At 71.2% G+C, this 13984-nt stretch carries 16 protein-coding genes; 8 read left to right on the forward strand and 8 right to left on the reverse strand.

Annotation, left to right across the window (positions count from 1 at the left end):
• Positions 1 to 25: 25 nt before the first annotated feature.
• The 4 genes from BJ991_RS01760 to BJ991_RS01775 all read right to left on the reverse strand — a co-directional run bounded on the left by BJ991_RS01760 (position 26) and on the right by BJ991_RS01775 (position 2482).
• Positions 26 to 586, reverse strand: coding sequence for a hypothetical protein (locus BJ991_RS01760; RefSeq protein ID WP_343048602.1), 561 nt, complete (start codon positions 584 to 586; stop codon positions 26 to 28).
• Positions 587 to 661: 75 nt separating this feature from the next.
• The gene (locus tag BJ991_RS01765; RefSeq protein WP_179486919.1) at positions 662 to 1300 is read right to left on the reverse strand and encodes a dihydrofolate reductase family protein; all 639 of its coding nucleotides are present in this window, start codon (positions 1298 to 1300) and stop codon (positions 662 to 664) included.
• Between the two features lie 42 nt (positions 1301 to 1342).
• Positions 1343 to 2041, reverse strand: coding sequence for a winged helix-turn-helix transcriptional regulator (locus BJ991_RS01770; RefSeq protein ID WP_179486921.1), 699 nt, complete (start codon positions 2039 to 2041; stop codon positions 1343 to 1345).
• On the reverse strand, positions 2042 to 2482 hold the full coding sequence (locus BJ991_RS01775) for a VOC family protein (protein ID WP_179486923.1): 441 nt from the start codon (positions 2480 to 2482) through the stop codon (positions 2042 to 2044).
• Positions 2483 to 2744: 262 nt separating this feature from the next.
• On the opposite strand from BJ991_RS01775, the gene BJ991_RS01780 reads away from it, so the two are divergent.
• Together BJ991_RS01780 and BJ991_RS01785 are read left to right on the forward strand one after the other, a co-directional pair.
• A complete protein-coding gene (locus tag BJ991_RS01780; RefSeq protein ID WP_179486925.1) occupies positions 2745 to 4028 on the forward strand; it encodes a sensor histidine kinase in 1284 nt (427 codons plus the stop codon).
• Between the two features lie 44 nt (positions 4029 to 4072).
• Positions 4073 to 4765, forward strand: coding sequence for a response regulator (locus tag BJ991_RS01785; RefSeq protein WP_218853002.1), 693 nt, complete (start codon positions 4073 to 4075; stop codon positions 4763 to 4765).
• An 80-nt stretch (positions 4766 to 4845) separates the two neighbouring features.
• Here the strand turns inward: BJ991_RS01785 and BJ991_RS01790 are convergent, their stop codons facing one another.
• Positions 4846 to 5421: an NADPH-dependent FMN reductase gene (locus BJ991_RS01790; protein WP_179486929.1), complete on the reverse strand. Its 576-nt coding sequence runs from the start codon at positions 5419 to 5421 to the stop codon at positions 4846 to 4848.
• A 238-nt stretch (positions 5422 to 5659) separates the two neighbouring features.
• On the opposite strand from BJ991_RS01790, the gene BJ991_RS01795 reads away from it, so the two are divergent.
• Together BJ991_RS01795 and BJ991_RS01800 are read left to right on the forward strand one after the other, a co-directional pair.
• Entirely contained in the window at positions 5660 to 6544 is an 885-nt protein-coding gene (locus BJ991_RS01795; protein WP_179486931.1) for an ABC transporter ATP-binding protein, read from the forward strand.
• The gene (locus BJ991_RS01800) at positions 6541 to 7647 is read left to right on the forward strand and encodes an ABC transporter permease (protein WP_179486933.1); all 1107 of its coding nucleotides are present in this window, start codon (positions 6541 to 6543) and stop codon (positions 7645 to 7647) included. The genes BJ991_RS01795 and BJ991_RS01800 overlap by 4 nt, the downstream gene beginning before the upstream one ends.
• A gap of 57 nt (positions 7648 to 7704) precedes the next feature.
• Here the strand turns inward: BJ991_RS01800 and BJ991_RS01805 are convergent, their stop codons facing one another.
• The 3 genes from BJ991_RS01805 to BJ991_RS01815 form a co-directional block, all read right to left on the reverse strand.
• A complete protein-coding gene (locus BJ991_RS01805) occupies positions 7705 to 8115 on the reverse strand; it encodes a VOC family protein (protein WP_179486935.1) in 411 nt (136 codons plus the stop codon).
• Between the two features lie 84 nt (positions 8116 to 8199).
• On the reverse strand, positions 8200 to 8667 hold the full coding sequence (rraA, locus tag BJ991_RS01810; protein WP_179486937.1) for a ribonuclease E activity regulator RraA: 468 nt from the start codon (positions 8665 to 8667) through the stop codon (positions 8200 to 8202).
• Between the two features lie 91 nt (positions 8668 to 8758).
• Positions 8759 to 9298 (reverse strand): ArsR/SmtB family transcription factor, encoded by a 540-nt coding sequence (locus BJ991_RS01815; RefSeq protein ID WP_343048605.1) that lies wholly within the window; start codon positions 9296 to 9298, stop codon positions 8759 to 8761.
• A 57-nt stretch (positions 9299 to 9355) separates the two neighbouring features.
• Here BJ991_RS01815 and BJ991_RS01820 point away from each other — a divergent pair, with 57 nt between their 5' ends.
• The 4 genes from BJ991_RS01820 to BJ991_RS01835 all read left to right on the forward strand — a co-directional run bounded on the left by BJ991_RS01820 (position 9356) and on the right by BJ991_RS01835 (position 13962).
• Entirely contained in the window at positions 9356 to 10813 is a 1458-nt protein-coding gene (locus BJ991_RS01820; RefSeq protein WP_179486939.1) for an MFS transporter, read from the forward strand.
• Positions 10814 to 10947: 134 nt separating this feature from the next.
• Positions 10948 to 12117, forward strand: a complete 1170-nt coding sequence (locus BJ991_RS01825) for a type III polyketide synthase (RefSeq protein WP_179486941.1) — start codon at positions 10948 to 10950, stop codon at positions 12115 to 12117.
• Complete coding sequence (locus BJ991_RS01830; RefSeq protein WP_179486943.1) at positions 12114 to 12827, forward strand: methyltransferase domain-containing protein; 714 nt, start codon at positions 12114 to 12116, stop codon at positions 12825 to 12827. Before BJ991_RS01825 ends, BJ991_RS01830 begins: the two co-directional genes overlap by 4 nt.
• Positions 12820 to 13962 (forward strand): FAD-dependent oxidoreductase, encoded by a 1143-nt coding sequence (locus tag BJ991_RS01835; RefSeq protein WP_179486945.1) that lies wholly within the window; start codon positions 12820 to 12822, stop codon positions 13960 to 13962. Before BJ991_RS01830 ends, BJ991_RS01835 begins: the two co-directional genes overlap by 8 nt.
• Positions 13963 to 13984: the final 22 nt, after the last annotated feature.

The raw sequence follows: 13984 nt of genomic DNA on the forward strand, positions 1-13984 counted from the left end.
GGGGCGCGGCGCGCGGGATTCGCCATCAGTCCGTCGGCATCGGCGTGCAGTGCGGCGGGTCCGACTTGCCGCTGATCGCGAAGTCCTCGCACGTCAGGAAGTGCTCCTGATTGAGGCCGAGCACGAACGACGCGACGCAGATCCCCAGGATCACGAGGGCGATGAGCCACTTCGTGCTCGTGCGTGTCTCGGAGGCGAAGTCCGGCCACACGATGCCGATCAGCACCCACAGCGTGAACGGGATGCCCAGCAGCACCGCCAGCAGAGCCACGAGGTCGACGATGACGATCGCGATGTCCGTCGGCTCGTCGGCGACGGCGAAGTTGAGCACGAGCCACACGGTCGGCAGCAGCAGGAGGAACGCCCGCGCCAGCCGTGCGCCGACCGGGCGCTTCTCCACCAGCACGAACACGAAGGCCGCGGTCGATGCCGCCCACAGCGCGAGCACGTCGTCGAAGAAGATCTCACCCCACACCCCGAGCGTGAAGGCGGGCCACCACGCGATCGCGGCGATGCCGACCATCACCACGCCGACGGGCACATCCCGTCGGCGCTTCTCCTGGGTGGACGGCGCATCCGCGTGCACAGCCGCACGCTATCGCCTCGGCGCGCGGCCGCCCCCGATCCACGCCCGGAGCCGGACGATCCGGCTGCCGGCGGATCAGTCCCCGTTTTCGGGCAGCGTCATGTCGCCGGTGCGCAGAGGGCCGACCGGCCCGTACCGCAGCAGCACCGCCCCGGTGTCGCCGACGAGGGGCGGCGCGAGCAGCTCCAGCGTCGCGGGCTTGGCGCCGTCGGGGAACACCTTCTTGCCCTGCCCGATGACGATCGGATGCACCCACAGCAGCAGCTCGTCGTAGGCGTCCTCGGCGAGCAGGGTCTGCACGAAGTCGACGCTCCCGATGACATGGATGTTGTCGTGGCGGTCCCGCAGCGCGGCGACCTCGGCCGCGGCATCCGGTCCCAGCAGAGTCGAGCCCCGCCACGCGAGTGTCGGGCGTCCGCGTGAGGCGACGTACTTCGGGATGGCGTCGAACTTGCGCCCGATGCGCCCCTCGGCGTCGCCCTCGGTGTGCTTCGGCCAGTACGCCGCGAAGATGTCGTACGTGCGGCGGCCGAGCACGAGCGCGTCCATGGCCTCGATGCCCTCGCCGATCTGCCGGCCGAGCACCCGGTCAGGGAACGGAGCCTGCCACCCGCCGTACGGGAATCCGCCCGACGTGTCTTCATCAGGAGCGCCCGGGGCCTGGGCCACGCCATCGAGGGTTGTGAAGAGGTCGATCGTGATGCGTCCGGTCATGCGGTCACTTCCTTGTGGGTCGGTGCTTCCTGCGTCCGACGGTCACGCGACGAGCGCGACCCCGGGGTCGATGTGGAACGTCGCGGCGAAGCGCTCGAGCAGCGAGCCGTCGCCGCGCACGACGGCGAGCACGTCCTGGTCGATCGCGTCGGCCGGGGTCAGCTCCCGCGAGATGACGCGACGGATGCCGGGACCCGCCGCGAACACGAGCTCGGGCTCGCCCTCGGGCGCCCGTCCGCCGATGGGCGGCGCCGGCGGGGCGAGCTGGGCGATGCGCAACTCCGTCCCGCCGACCTGCACCCGCAGCGCGACGTCGCCCACGTGCAGCTCGTAGTCCGCAGGCGGGAGGTCGGCTGCGGCATCCGGGTCGAACGCCGTTCGCAGGGCCATCGTGAGCGAGTCGGCCGTCACGACGTCGCCGGGCTCGGGCTCGCCCATCTGCTGGAACCCCCACCGGCCCAGCGCGAGAACGATCGGCTCGAGCGCGCGCCCGTACGGCGTGAGCTCGTATACGAGACCGCAGTTCACCAGCGGCACGCGACGCACCACACCACTCTCCTGCAGCTCCTTGAGCCGCGTGGAGAGGATGTTCGTGGGGATCTTGGGCAGTCCCTGCTTGAGGTCGGTGTACCGGCGGGGGCCGACGAGCAGATCGCGGACGATGAGCAGTGCCCATCGCTCGCCGATCAGCTCGACAGCCGTCGTGACCCCGCAGTACTGCCCGTAGCTGCGGGAGGCCACTTACGCGTTCTGCCCCTGCTCGGCGAGGAACGCATCGGGACCCTGCTCGACCGCCTGCGGCTCCATGTAGATGAAGGCGAGGCTGTTGCCGTCGGGGTCGTCGAGGTCGCGGCTGTACATGAACCCGTAGTCCTGCGCCGGACGCGGCTCCGAGCCACCCTTCGCGAGTCCGGCCTCGACGACCTGGTCGACCGCCTCGCGCGACTCGCGGCTGAGTCCGATCTGCACCTGTGCGGTGGTCTTGGGGTCGGCGATGGCCTTGTCGGTGAAGGTCGCGAAGTAGTCGCGGCGCAGCACCATCATGAAGACGTTGTCGTCCCACACGATGCAGGCGGCGTTGTCGTCGGTGAACAGCGGATTGATGCTGGCGCCGAGCGAGGTGTAGAAGGCCTTCGCCCGCTCGAGGTCGTCGGTGGGGACGTTGACGAAGATGTGCGTCATTGCCGTGCTCCTTGTCTGTTGGAGGCGGCATCCGCCGCCTTCGCCCATACTTGCAAAAGACAAGTTCGCTTGTCAATAGCAAGTAGGCCGTGCGCGCGCTCTGTCGAAGCGCCGGGCCGGAACCGCGTTTCCGGCCCGTGCGCCGCGCGTGCACGCCGATCGAACCCGACGGTTTCACCGCGGCAGCCCGAGACGCCGCCGGCGGCACCGACTCCGTCGTGAGGCGGATGCCCCCACCGCACCTCCCCCGTACCGTGGAGGCATGTCCGCCTCGACCGCGGCGCCGACGCGCCGCATCCCCGCGACTGCGCGCGAGCGCCGCGGCGACGTGTGGCTCGCCGCCGGGCTCTTCGTCGCCGCAGTGCTCAGCGCCGCGCTCGGCGCCGTCGCCGGCGTCTACGGTGAGGACACCCCGGGCCTCGAGTGGGCCCTCGTATACGGCGTCGCCCTCACCGCACCGCTCGCCGTGCGCCGCCGCTCCCCCGCGATCGCGGCGGTCCTCGTCGCGCTCGCGTTCTTCGTCGCCGGCTCCTTCCGCCTGCCGGAGCTCTACGTCGGCAACATCGCGCTGTTCATCGCCATGTACACGGTCGGCGCGTGGGTCGACGACCGGCGCCGCGCCACGATCGTCCGCGCCGTGATCATCGTCGGCATGTTCGCGTGGCTGCTCGTGAACATGTTCCAGGCCGCGACCGCGCCGGGTGACGACGGCTTCTCCCGCGCCGGCGCGTTCTCGCCGTTCGTCGCGTTCGTGCTCATGCAGCTGCTCGTCAACATCGCCTTCTTCGGTGGCGCGTACTACATGGGAGATCGCGCCTACGCGGCGGCGCTCCAGCGCGCGGCCCTCGAGCAGCGCACGGCCGAGCTCGAACGCGAGCGCGAGGTGACCGCCGCCCAGGCCGTCGCACTCGACCGCGTGCGCATCGCGCGCGAGCTGCACGACGTCGTCGCCCACCACGTGTCGGCGATGGGAGTGCAGGCCGGTGCGGCGCGCGCGGTGCTGGACCGGGATCCGGATGCCGCGCGCGAAGCGCTGCTCGGGGTCGAGGCATCCGCCCGCTCCGCCCTCGACGAGCTGCGCCAGCTGCTCGAGACGCTGCGCACGCCCTCGGGCGAGACGCCGGACGCCTCGACCGTGCGCCTCGCCGACATCGAGCAGCTCGTCGAGCACGCGCGCGAGAACGGGCTGCCGACGACCTTCACCGTCGTCGGCGACGCCGTCGAGGTGCCGGCCGTCGTTCAGGTGAACATGTACCGGGTGGCGCAGGAGGCGCTCACGAACGCGCGCCGGCACGGCGGACCGGATGCCGCGGCTGACGTCCGCCTGCGCTACGAGCCGGACGCCGTCGAGCTCGAGGTCGCCAACACGGGTCGCTCGGGCGCGCCTGCGCGCGCGGGGCTCGGGATCGTCGGCATGCGCGAGCGCGCCGCCGTCTCAGGTGGCACGATCGAGGTCGGCCCGCGCTCGCGCGGCGGCTACCTCGTGCGCCTGCGCGTGCCCGTCGAGGAGACGGCCCCGGCCGTGGGCACGGGGGTCTCGGCGTGACGGGCTCCCAGATCCGCGTGCTCCTCGTGGACGACCACGCCGTGATGCGCGCGGGATTCCGCATGATCCTCGAGGCGGAGGACGGCATCGCGGTGGTCGGCGAGGCCGGGACCGGCGCCGAGGCGGTGGCCGCGGCATCCGCGGTTCGCCCCGACGTCGTGTGCATGGACGTGCAGATGCCCGACATGGACGGCATCGAGGCAACGCGTCGCATCGTCGCCGACCCCTCGGTCGACGCGGCGGTCGTCATCGTGACGACGTTCGACCGCGACGACTACCTCTTCTCGGCGCTGTCGGCGGGGGCATCCGGGTTCCTGCTGAAGAACGCCGGGCCCGAGGAGCTCGTGTCGGCCGTGCGCGTCGCGGCGGCGGGCGACGCGCTGCTCGCGCCGGAGGTGACGCGGCGGGTGATCGAGCGCTTCGCGGCGACGGGGGTGCACAACTCCGGAGACCCGTCGCGCGACGGCGCCGAGGGCCAGCGTGTCGCGTACGTTCCGCCTGAAACTCCGGCGGTGCGCACGCCCGCCTCGGCGGCGCCGATTGTGATCGAGCTCACCGAACGCGAGCACGAAGTTCTCCGGCTCGTCGCCGCCGCTCTCAGCAACGCCGAGATCGCGGCGCGCCTGCACATCGGCGAGGCGACCGTGAAGACGCACGTGTCGAACGTGCTGCAGAAGCTGGGCGTGCGCGATCGCGTCGCGGCGGTCGTCTACGCGCATCGCCACGGGCTCGCCTGACGGCGGGTGAAACGACGGATGCCCCGACCCCCGCGCCCACGAGGGGTGCCGGGTCGGGGCATCCGGTCCTTCGCGAAGACTTACGCGGCGACCGCCTCACGCGCGAGGGCGTAGCGGCCGACGAGAGCGAGGAACGCCTCGAGGTAGGCGCTGAGGAACTCGGCGGTCTGCTCGCTCGTGACCTCGCCGTCCTCGGTGAACAGGCCGGGGGTCGACTGGACGTAGCCCTCGGGCTGACCGAGCGTGGGGGCGTTGAAGTGGCTGAGGATCGCCTTGAGGTGCTGCTGCGCCGCGGCGGTGGCGATGCCGCCGCCCGACGTGCCGATGACGGCGGTGGGCTTGCCGTTGAACGAGCCCTGGCCCCACGGGCGGGCGGCCCAGTCGAGGGCGTTCTTGAGCACACCGGGGATCGATCGGCTGTACTCGGGGGTCACGATGATGACGCCGTCGACGTCGGCGAGGGCCTGCTTGAAGTCGCGCGCGACCTGCGGATAGTCGGCGTCGTAGTCGGGAGAGTAGAAGGGGAGGTCCTTGATCGGGATCTCGACGAGCGTCGTGCCCTCGGGCGCCAGGCGCTCGAGCGCCTTCGCGAGGCGACGATTGATCGAGGTGGACGAGATGCTCCCGACGATGTAGCCGATGGTCCGGTCGGTCATGGTTCCTCTTTCAAGACAACGGGATCCCCGGCGGGGATCCACCGTGGATTTTCCATTCGCGTGAACGTATCTCGCGACGTTATGTATTCCCCCGAATGAACCCGGCTTCTCCCACTCAACGAGACGCCGAGACCGTCATCCGGAGGACGGCGCGATTTCCGCCTTGCGGGGGAGGTCCGCCGCGAACGCCGTCCGTAACGTCGAGAGCGATACGGATGCGACGCGAGAGGAAACGCGGATGCTCGAACTGCGAGGCATAACCAAGAGCTACGGCGGACGGCGGGTGCTCGACGACGTCTCGTTCGACGTGCGACCCGGTCGGCTGACCGGCTTCGTCGGCGGGAACGGCGCCGGCAAGACCACCACGATGCGGATCGTGCTCGGTGTGCTCGCGAAGGACGCCGGAACGGTCACGCTCGACGGCGCGGAGGTGACCGCCTCCGACCGTCGCCGCTTCGGCTACATGCCCGAGGAGCGGGGGCTCTACCCGAAGATGAAGGTGCTCGAGCACATCGTGTACCTCGCGCGCCTGCACGGGTTCAGCAAGACGGATGCCACGGCTCGCGCCACCGCCCTGCTCGAGCGGCTCGGACTCGGCGAGCGTCTGAACGACAACGTCGAGACGCTCTCGCTCGGCAACCAGCAGCGCGCACAGATCGCAGCGGCGCTCGTGCACGACCCGTCGGTGCTCATCCTCGACGAGCCCTTCTCGGGGCTCGACCCGCTCGCGGTCGACGTCGTAGCCGGAGTGCTGCAGCAGCGCGCGGCGGCCGGTGCGGCGGTGATCTTCTCGTCGCACCAGCTCGACGTCGTCGAGCGCCTGTGCGACGACCTCGTCATCATCGCGAACGGCACGATCCGCGCCGCGGGCGCACGCGACCGGCTCCGCGCCGAGCACTCGAGCCGCCGCTTCGAGCTCGTCTCCGCGGGGGACGCCGGCTGGCTGCGCGAGGAGCCGGGCGTCGAGGTGCTCGACTTCGACGGCGGCTACGCGGTGTTCGACGCCGACAGCGACGAGACCGCCCAGCGGATCCTGCGGCGGGCAGTCGCGCAGGGTGATGTCGCGAGCTTCGCGCCGCAGCATCCGACTCTCGCCCAGATCTTCAAGGAGGTCATCCAGTGAGCACGACCACCCCCAGCCCCACGCACGGACTCAGCACCCCGCAGGGCGTCTGGCTCGTCGCGGAGCGCGAGATCGGCTCGAAGCTGCGCAGCAAGGCGTTCGTCATCTCGACCGCGATCCTCTTCATCGGCGCGCTCGCGCTCGTGATCTGGGGCGGCTTCCAGGCGGCGTCGTCGTCGGGTACGCCGGTCGCCGTGACGACGGATGCCACGCAGTACGTCGCCGACGCGCAGGGCCTCGACGTGACCGAGGTCGCCGACCGCGCGGCCGCCGAGTCGCTCGTCGAGTCGGGCGACGTCGATGCGGCGGTCGTCGCGGACTCGTCGTCGCCGCTCGGCTTCACCGTCCTCGCGGACTCGTCACCCCCGACGCAGCTGCTCCTTACCCTCGCGCAGGTTCCGCCGGTCGAGCTGCTCAATCCCGATGAGGTCAACGCCGCGCTCGGCTACATCGCCGCGATCGGGTTCGGGATCGTGTTCCTGCTCGCCGCATCGCTGTTTGGCGGGACGATCGCGCAGAGCGTCGTGGAGGAGAAGCAGACGCGCGTCGTGGAGCTGCTCATCTCCGCCATCCCCGTGCGCGTGCTGCTCGCGGGCAAGGTCATCGGCAACACGATCCTCGCGATGGCGCAGATCCTCATCCTCGCGTCGATCGCGATCATCGGCCTCACGATCACGGGCCAGACCGAGTTGCTGCAGGGCCTCGGCGTTCCCATCGCGTGGTTCGCGGTGTTCTTCCTGTTCGGCTTCATCCTGCTCGCGTCGCTGTTCGCGGCTGCGGCGTCGATGGTGTCGCGTCAGGAGGACATCGGGGCGACCACGACGCCGCTGACGATGCTCATCATGGCGCCGTACTTCCTGGTGATCTTCTTCAACGACAACCCGGTCGTGCTCGGCGTCATGTCGTACGTGCCGTTCTCGGCCCCCGTCGGCATGCCCATGCGGCTGTTCCTCGGCGAGGCGCAGTGGTGGGAGCCGCTCGTGTCGCTCGTGATCCTCGTGGCCACGTGCGTCGCGGCGATCCTGGTCGGCGCCCGCATCTATCGGAACTCGCTGCTGCGGATGGGCGCGCGCGTGAAGCTGTCCGAGGCGCTCAACGGCTGATCGATGACACGACCCGGATGCCTCGCCCCCGGGTGACTCGGGGGCGAGGCATCCGTGCTATTGCCCGATCATGTCGGGCGACATGCGCCCGACCGAGATGACGTTGCCGGCCGGGTCGCGGAACCACGCGATGTCCGGGCCGCCCTCGAACCCGCGCGAGATGCCCTTCTCATCGGTGCCGTAATCGGGGTCGGTGTAGATCTTGGTCACGACTCCTCGCGCGTTGAGGTCGTCGACGGCCGCCTCGACGTCCTCGACGTCGAAGTTGAGGACCGTGAACACGGCCGGCTCGTGATCCTCCTTCGGATACACGAAGATGTGGCCGCCGCCGGGCAGCGCGATCGTGAAGCCGCCGCCCATCTCTTCGTAGACCGTGACGGTCATCCCGAGCGTGTCTCGGTAGAACCTGACCGCGGCGTCGACATCGGGAACGGCGAAGCTCGAGAACGGCTTGTCGGGAGTGAACATGCTGGCCTCCGTCCGGTTGACCTCCCCCGCAGCCACGATCCTCCGGTCAGTCGCGGTTGTCGAGTGTGCGCTCCCGCGGGGTTGTCAGCGCTCGACGAGGATCCCGTCGGCGTCCGCCCACACGTGGAGCGCGGGGGCGAATCGCACGCCGGCGATGACGACCGGCACGTCGACCTCGCCGATGCCGTCCTTCGCGCTCTTGCGCGGATTCGAGCCCAAAGCCTTGACACCGAGGGGCAGGCCGGCGATCGCCTCGCGGTCGCGGATCGCGCCGTTGACGATGATCCCCGCCCACCCGTTGCGCGCCGCCGACCCGGCGATGAGGTCGCCCACGAGCGCGGACTCCAGCGACCCGCCGCCGTCGATGACGAGCACGGCGCCCTCGCCCGGTGTGGCGAGCACGGCCTTCACCAGGGCGTTGTCGCGGTGGCACCGCACAGTGCGCACCGCGCCGTGGAAGGACGTGCGGCCGCCGAAGTCGTGGAACTGGAGCGAGAGCGAGTCGAGCTCATCGCCGCGCTCGTCGTAGAGGTCGGCCGTCGCGATCGTCATGGTCACAGGCTAGGCGCGGGCGCGCCCCGCGGTGGCCGCGCGGGTGCGAGAAGTTCGGGCCGTGTTCACACTCGCGGAAGTCGCGCTCGTCTCACGAGCGGCCGGACGGCGGGTTGAGGTCCGGGTGCAGGGCGGTGAAGAGGGAGTAGGCCTCGCCGTCGGGGTCGGGACCGCGCTCCTTGAACTCCTGCACGAGGTCGTACAGCCGCTGCTCGAGCTCGGCCTTGTGCTCGGCGTTGAGCTTGAGCCCGAGCCACGTGACGTCGAGCTCGTCGGGGTGCAGGCCCTCGATCTGCTGCAGGAAGACCTCGACGAGCGCGTTCGAGCCCTCGGGCATCGACGTGCGCCAGGAGAGTCCCGTCGCGCGATACGGCACTTCGCGAGCTCCTTGCGCGCCCGAGCGCTCCGGCTCTGGTGCGAGGTAGCCCGTCTGCACGAGCGTGCGCACGTGATGGAGCATCGTGCCGGGGTTCACGCCGAGCAGCTCGGCCAGTTCCTTGTTGGTGCGGGACTCGAACGCGCACAGGCGCAGCACCCGCAGGCGAAGGGGAGAACTCAGCGCCCGCATGCGCGCCTCGGCCTCGGCGTCGCCCGCGTGAAGTTCGACGCGCTCCTCGCGATACTTGACCACGGGGTCAGCCTAGAGTGGTGATTGACTTTTCTCAATCGTGCGCGCACACTGATTGACATGTCCCAACCGGTCGATCCCGATCCCGCGCCGAACAGTGACCGCGCCCCCCACGCCGACAGCCTCACGCTCGACGACGGTGTGCTCGCCGAGGCGCGGGCCGAGGCGTCGACGCCCACCTCTCGCGCCGGAGCCGACGAGGCGGTCCTCGCCGATCACGAAGCGGAGCAGCCGACCACGCCGACCGCGCACAAGCCGTCCCTCTGGCGTGACCGGAACTTCCTCACGATGTGGACGGGCCAGGCGCTCAGCCAGTTCGGGGCGCAGATCACGGAGCTCGCGATCCCGGTGCTCGCGGTGCTGCTGCTGAACGCGACCGAGTGGCAGGTCGGTGTGCTGGGCGCTGCGCAGGTCGCGGCCTTCCTCGTCGTGGGCCTTCCGGCCGGCGCGTGGATCGACCGCATGCGCAAGCGACACGTCATGATCATGGCCGACCTCGTGCGCGCGGCCGCGCTGGCGGCGATTCCCCTGCTCGCCGTGCTGGGCATGCTCGAGATGTGGCACCTCTACATCGTGATGCTCGTCATGGGCATCGCGACGGTGTTCTTCGACGTGTCGAACCAGAGCATCGTGCCGTCGCTCGTGCGGGCCGACCAGATCGCCGAGGCGAACGGAAAGCTCCAGTCGACCGAGCAGCTCGCCGGCCTCGCGGGTCCGGCGGTGGGCGGATGGCTCGTCGGCGTGCTCGCCGCACCGCTCGCGATCCTCGTGACCGTCGGCACGTACATCTCGTCCTTCTTCGCGCTGCTGTTCACGCGCGACCACGAGCGCCTTCGCAAGCCCGAGGACCACGGGCCGCTGTTGAAGGAGATCGGCGAAGGGCTCGGATGGGTGTTCGGCAACCCGCTGCTGCGCCGCATCGTGCTGACGACGGGCACGGCGAACTTCTTCGGCACGATCTCGATGACGCTCCTGCCGATCTTCGTGCTGCGCGAGCTCGGTCTCACGCCTCAGATGCTGGGGATCGTGTTCTCGCTGTCGGCCGTCGGCGGGCTCGTCGGCGCGATCGCCACCCCGCGGATCGTCGCGCGCATCGGCGAGGCCCGCGCGATCCCCGTGAGCGGGATCGTGTTCTCGATCGCGCCGTTCCTCCTCCCCATGGTGTCGCTCTTCCCTGCGTTCGCGTTCCCACTGCTCGTGGTCCAGATGTTCTTCATGAGCTTCACGGTCCTGCTGTACAACATCACGCAGGTGACGTTCCGTCAGCGCATCACGCCGCCGCGTCTGCTCGGCCGTATGAACGCGTCGGTGCGGTTCGTCGTCTGGGGCGTCATGCCGATCGCGGCGCTCATCGCGGGCGGCCTCGGCACGTGGCTCGGCACCGTCCCGACCATCTGGATCGCCGCAGTCGGCGAGCTGCTCGCCGGCCTTTTCGTCGTGATCGGACCCTTCTGGACAATGCGCGATCTTCCCGACGCGCACGCCGAGCACACCGACGCCGACGAGGGCCGACGATAGCCGGCTGATGCCTCGGCCTCGCCTATCCTGTGCGGCGGGGCGGGGGCATCCGTTCGTCCTGCCGCTTTCTACGCCCCGCCTGTGAATCTCGCAAGCCTCCCCCACGAAACCCCTCGGGATGGTTGTGTAGGCGCATGGCCCCTCGCATCGTCTCGGTCGGAACGGCCGTTCCCGCGACGCGCGTGACGCAGGAGCGGGTGCGCGAGCTGTTCACAGCGCAGCCCGGTGCCGATCGCCTCGCGCAGCGGCGCATCCGCGCGGCCTTCGACGCGGCCGCGATCGAGACCCGCCACACGGTGATCGCGGAGCTGGGCGACGGCTTTCCCATCGGGTCGACTTCGGGGTTCCTCGGGCAGGACGGCGTGCTGCGGATGCCGACGACCGGAACGAGGAACGACGCGTACGTGCGCCTCGCGCCGCCGCTCTCCGCCGAGGCGGCGAGGGCGGCCATGACGGATGCCGCGGCCGAGGCATCCGCGATCACCCATGTCATCACGGTGTCGTGCACCGGATTCTTCGCCCCCGGCCCCGACTATCGCCTCGTGCGCGATCTCGGGCTTCCGGCGACCGTCGAGCGCTACCACCTGGGATTCATCGGGTGCGCCGCCGCCCTGCCCGCACTGAGACTCGCGGCGCGGATCTGCGCGGCGCAGCCGGAGGCCGTCGTGCTCGTCGTGTGCGCCGAGCTGTGCTCGCTGCACCTCACGACGTCGACCGATCCGCAGCAGATCGTCGCGGCGTCGGTCTTCGCCGACGGGGCCGCGGCGGCCGTCGTCACCGCGGACCCGGGCATCGGAGGCGGCGGCGGCCTCGAGCTCGACGCGTTCGCGACCGCGCTCACGTCCGAGGGCGAGGACGACATGGTGTGGCGCATCGGCGACCACGGCTTCGAGATGGTGCTGTCGGCCGAGGTGCCGCGCATCATCGGGCGCGAGATCCGCGGGGCCGTCGACCGGTTCCTCGAGGGAAGCCCCCCGCCCGACGCGTGGGCCGTGCATCCGGGCGGACGGAGCGTGCTCGACCGCGTCGAGTCGGGGCTCGAGCTGGATCCCGCGTCGCTCGCGACCTCGCGCGCGGTGCTGCGCGACTACGGGAACATGTCGAGCGCGACGGTGCTGTTCATCCTGCGCGAGCTGCTGCACGATGAGGCCGTGGGCGAGGGGGCGCGGATCGCGGGGCTCGCGTTCGGACCGGGGCTCACCGTCGAGTCGGCGCTCATGACCCGGCGGATGCCTCGCACGGCCGTCGTCGCCCTCGATGTCGAGGAGCTCGCGGCGGTGGCCGCTCCGGGGGTGTCGGCGTGACGCTCGCCGTGCGCGCGGTCGAGCTCGAAGAGCTCATGGACGATCCCGCGTGCGACCCGGACCGACTGCGCGCGACGCTGCGCCGGTTCGAGACGATCAACCGCCTGGTGTCGGGGTGGGGCGTGGTGTACCGCACACGGCTCGCGCCGCACCTCGCAATGCTCGGGCGTCCGGCGCGCGTGCTCGACCTCGGGTCGGGCGGCGGCGACCTTCTCGTGCGCCTTGCGGCACTGGCACAGCGGGACGGCCTCGACGTGGAGTGGGTCGGCGCCGACCCCGACCCCCGAGGACACGAGGTCGCCGCGGCCAGGTCCGCGCCGGCGAACGTGTCGTTCGAGTGCGCCGACGCGGAGAGCCTGCTCGAGCGGAGCGACGTGTTCGACGCGGTCATCTCGAACCACGTGCTGCATCACATCGGGGCGGATGCCGCCGCCTTCCTCGCCCGCACGCGCGCGCTCTCGCGGGGCGTCGTCCTCCACTCCGACATCGCACGGAGCCGCCGCGCCTACGCGTTGTACGCGGTGGGCATCACGCCGTTCGCACCGGGGACGTTCCTGCGCACGGACGGCCTCCGCTCGATCCGCCGCAGCTTCACGCGCGACGAGCTGCGCGACGCGCTCGACCGCGAAGACCCCGGAGCGTGGCGCGTCGAGGCGCCGGTGGCGTTCCGGCTGCTCGCGGCTGCCGAGGGGACCGCCGCGGATGCCTGACGTCCTCGTCGTCGGCGCCGGACCCGTGGGGATGCTCCTCGCGAGCGACCTCGCCCGCCGTGGCATCGACGTCGAGGTGTACGAGCGGCGGCCGACGCCCGGTGCGGGCTCGCGCGCCATCGGGGTGCACTCGCCCGTGCTCGCCGCACTCGAGCCGTCCGGCGTCACCGAACGCCTCCTCGCGCACGCCGTGCGGGTGCGGCGAGGCGAAGCACGCTCGGACGGACGCGTGCTCGGTGTCGTCCGCTTCGAGGAGCTCTCGCGCCGGTTCCCGTTCGTCGCGACCCTGCCGCAGGCCAAGACCGAGGAGGTGCTCGCCGACGGCGCGCCCGAGCCGCTTCGCGGCGCCCGCGTGACGGCCCTCCTTCCGCGCGACGGCGGAGTGCGCGTGCGCGCCGCGATCGCCGGTCGGCCCATCGAGCTGAACGCGAGGATCGTCGTCGTCGCGACGGGCTCATCGGGCCGCGACCTCGCGTACCGCGCGGGTGCGGTGCCGAGCCGCGAGTACCGCGACAGATACCTCATGACGGATGCCGCGACCGGCCCCCACCGCGACGATGCCGTGGCGGTCGTGCACCTCGACCGCCGCGGCGTGCTCGAGTCGTTCCCGCTGCCCGACGGAAGGCGCCGCTTCGTGGCGTGGGACCACCCGGAGGCCTCGGGCGACCCCGTCGCGCAGCTCGCTCGCCTTCGCACCGCGCTCATCGCGCGAGGCGAGGCAGCGGCGGCGGAGCACGTCGAGCAGGCGACCGCCTTCGGCGTGCGGCGAGCCGTCGCGCCGCGCCTGCGCAACGGGCGCATCCTCGTGGTCGGCGACGCCGCGCACGAGGTCAGCCCGATCGGCGGGCAGGGCCTCAACCTCGGGCTGCTCGACGCCGCGACCCTCGCGCCGCTCCTGGAGTCGTGGGTGCGCTCGAGCGTTGCGCCCGACGAGGAGCTTCGCCGATGGGAGCGCGAGCGCGTGGCATCCGCCCGCACCGCCGCCGCCCTCGCGACGATGAACACCTCCCTCGGGCGACCGCTCCCCGGGCCGCTCGATCGCGCGCGACAGGTCGCGCTCCGCGCGATGCTCGCGCCCGGACCGGGACGCCTCTTCGCGCACGCGTACGCGATGGGCTTCGACCGCTCGGCGTAGGCCGTCGACCCCCTCGCCGAGT

Source organism: Microbacterium immunditiarum (genome assembly GCF_013409785.1).
In the GTDB taxonomy this organism is placed as follows: Bacteria; Actinomycetota; Actinomycetes; order Actinomycetales; family Microbacteriaceae; genus Microbacterium; species Microbacterium immunditiarum.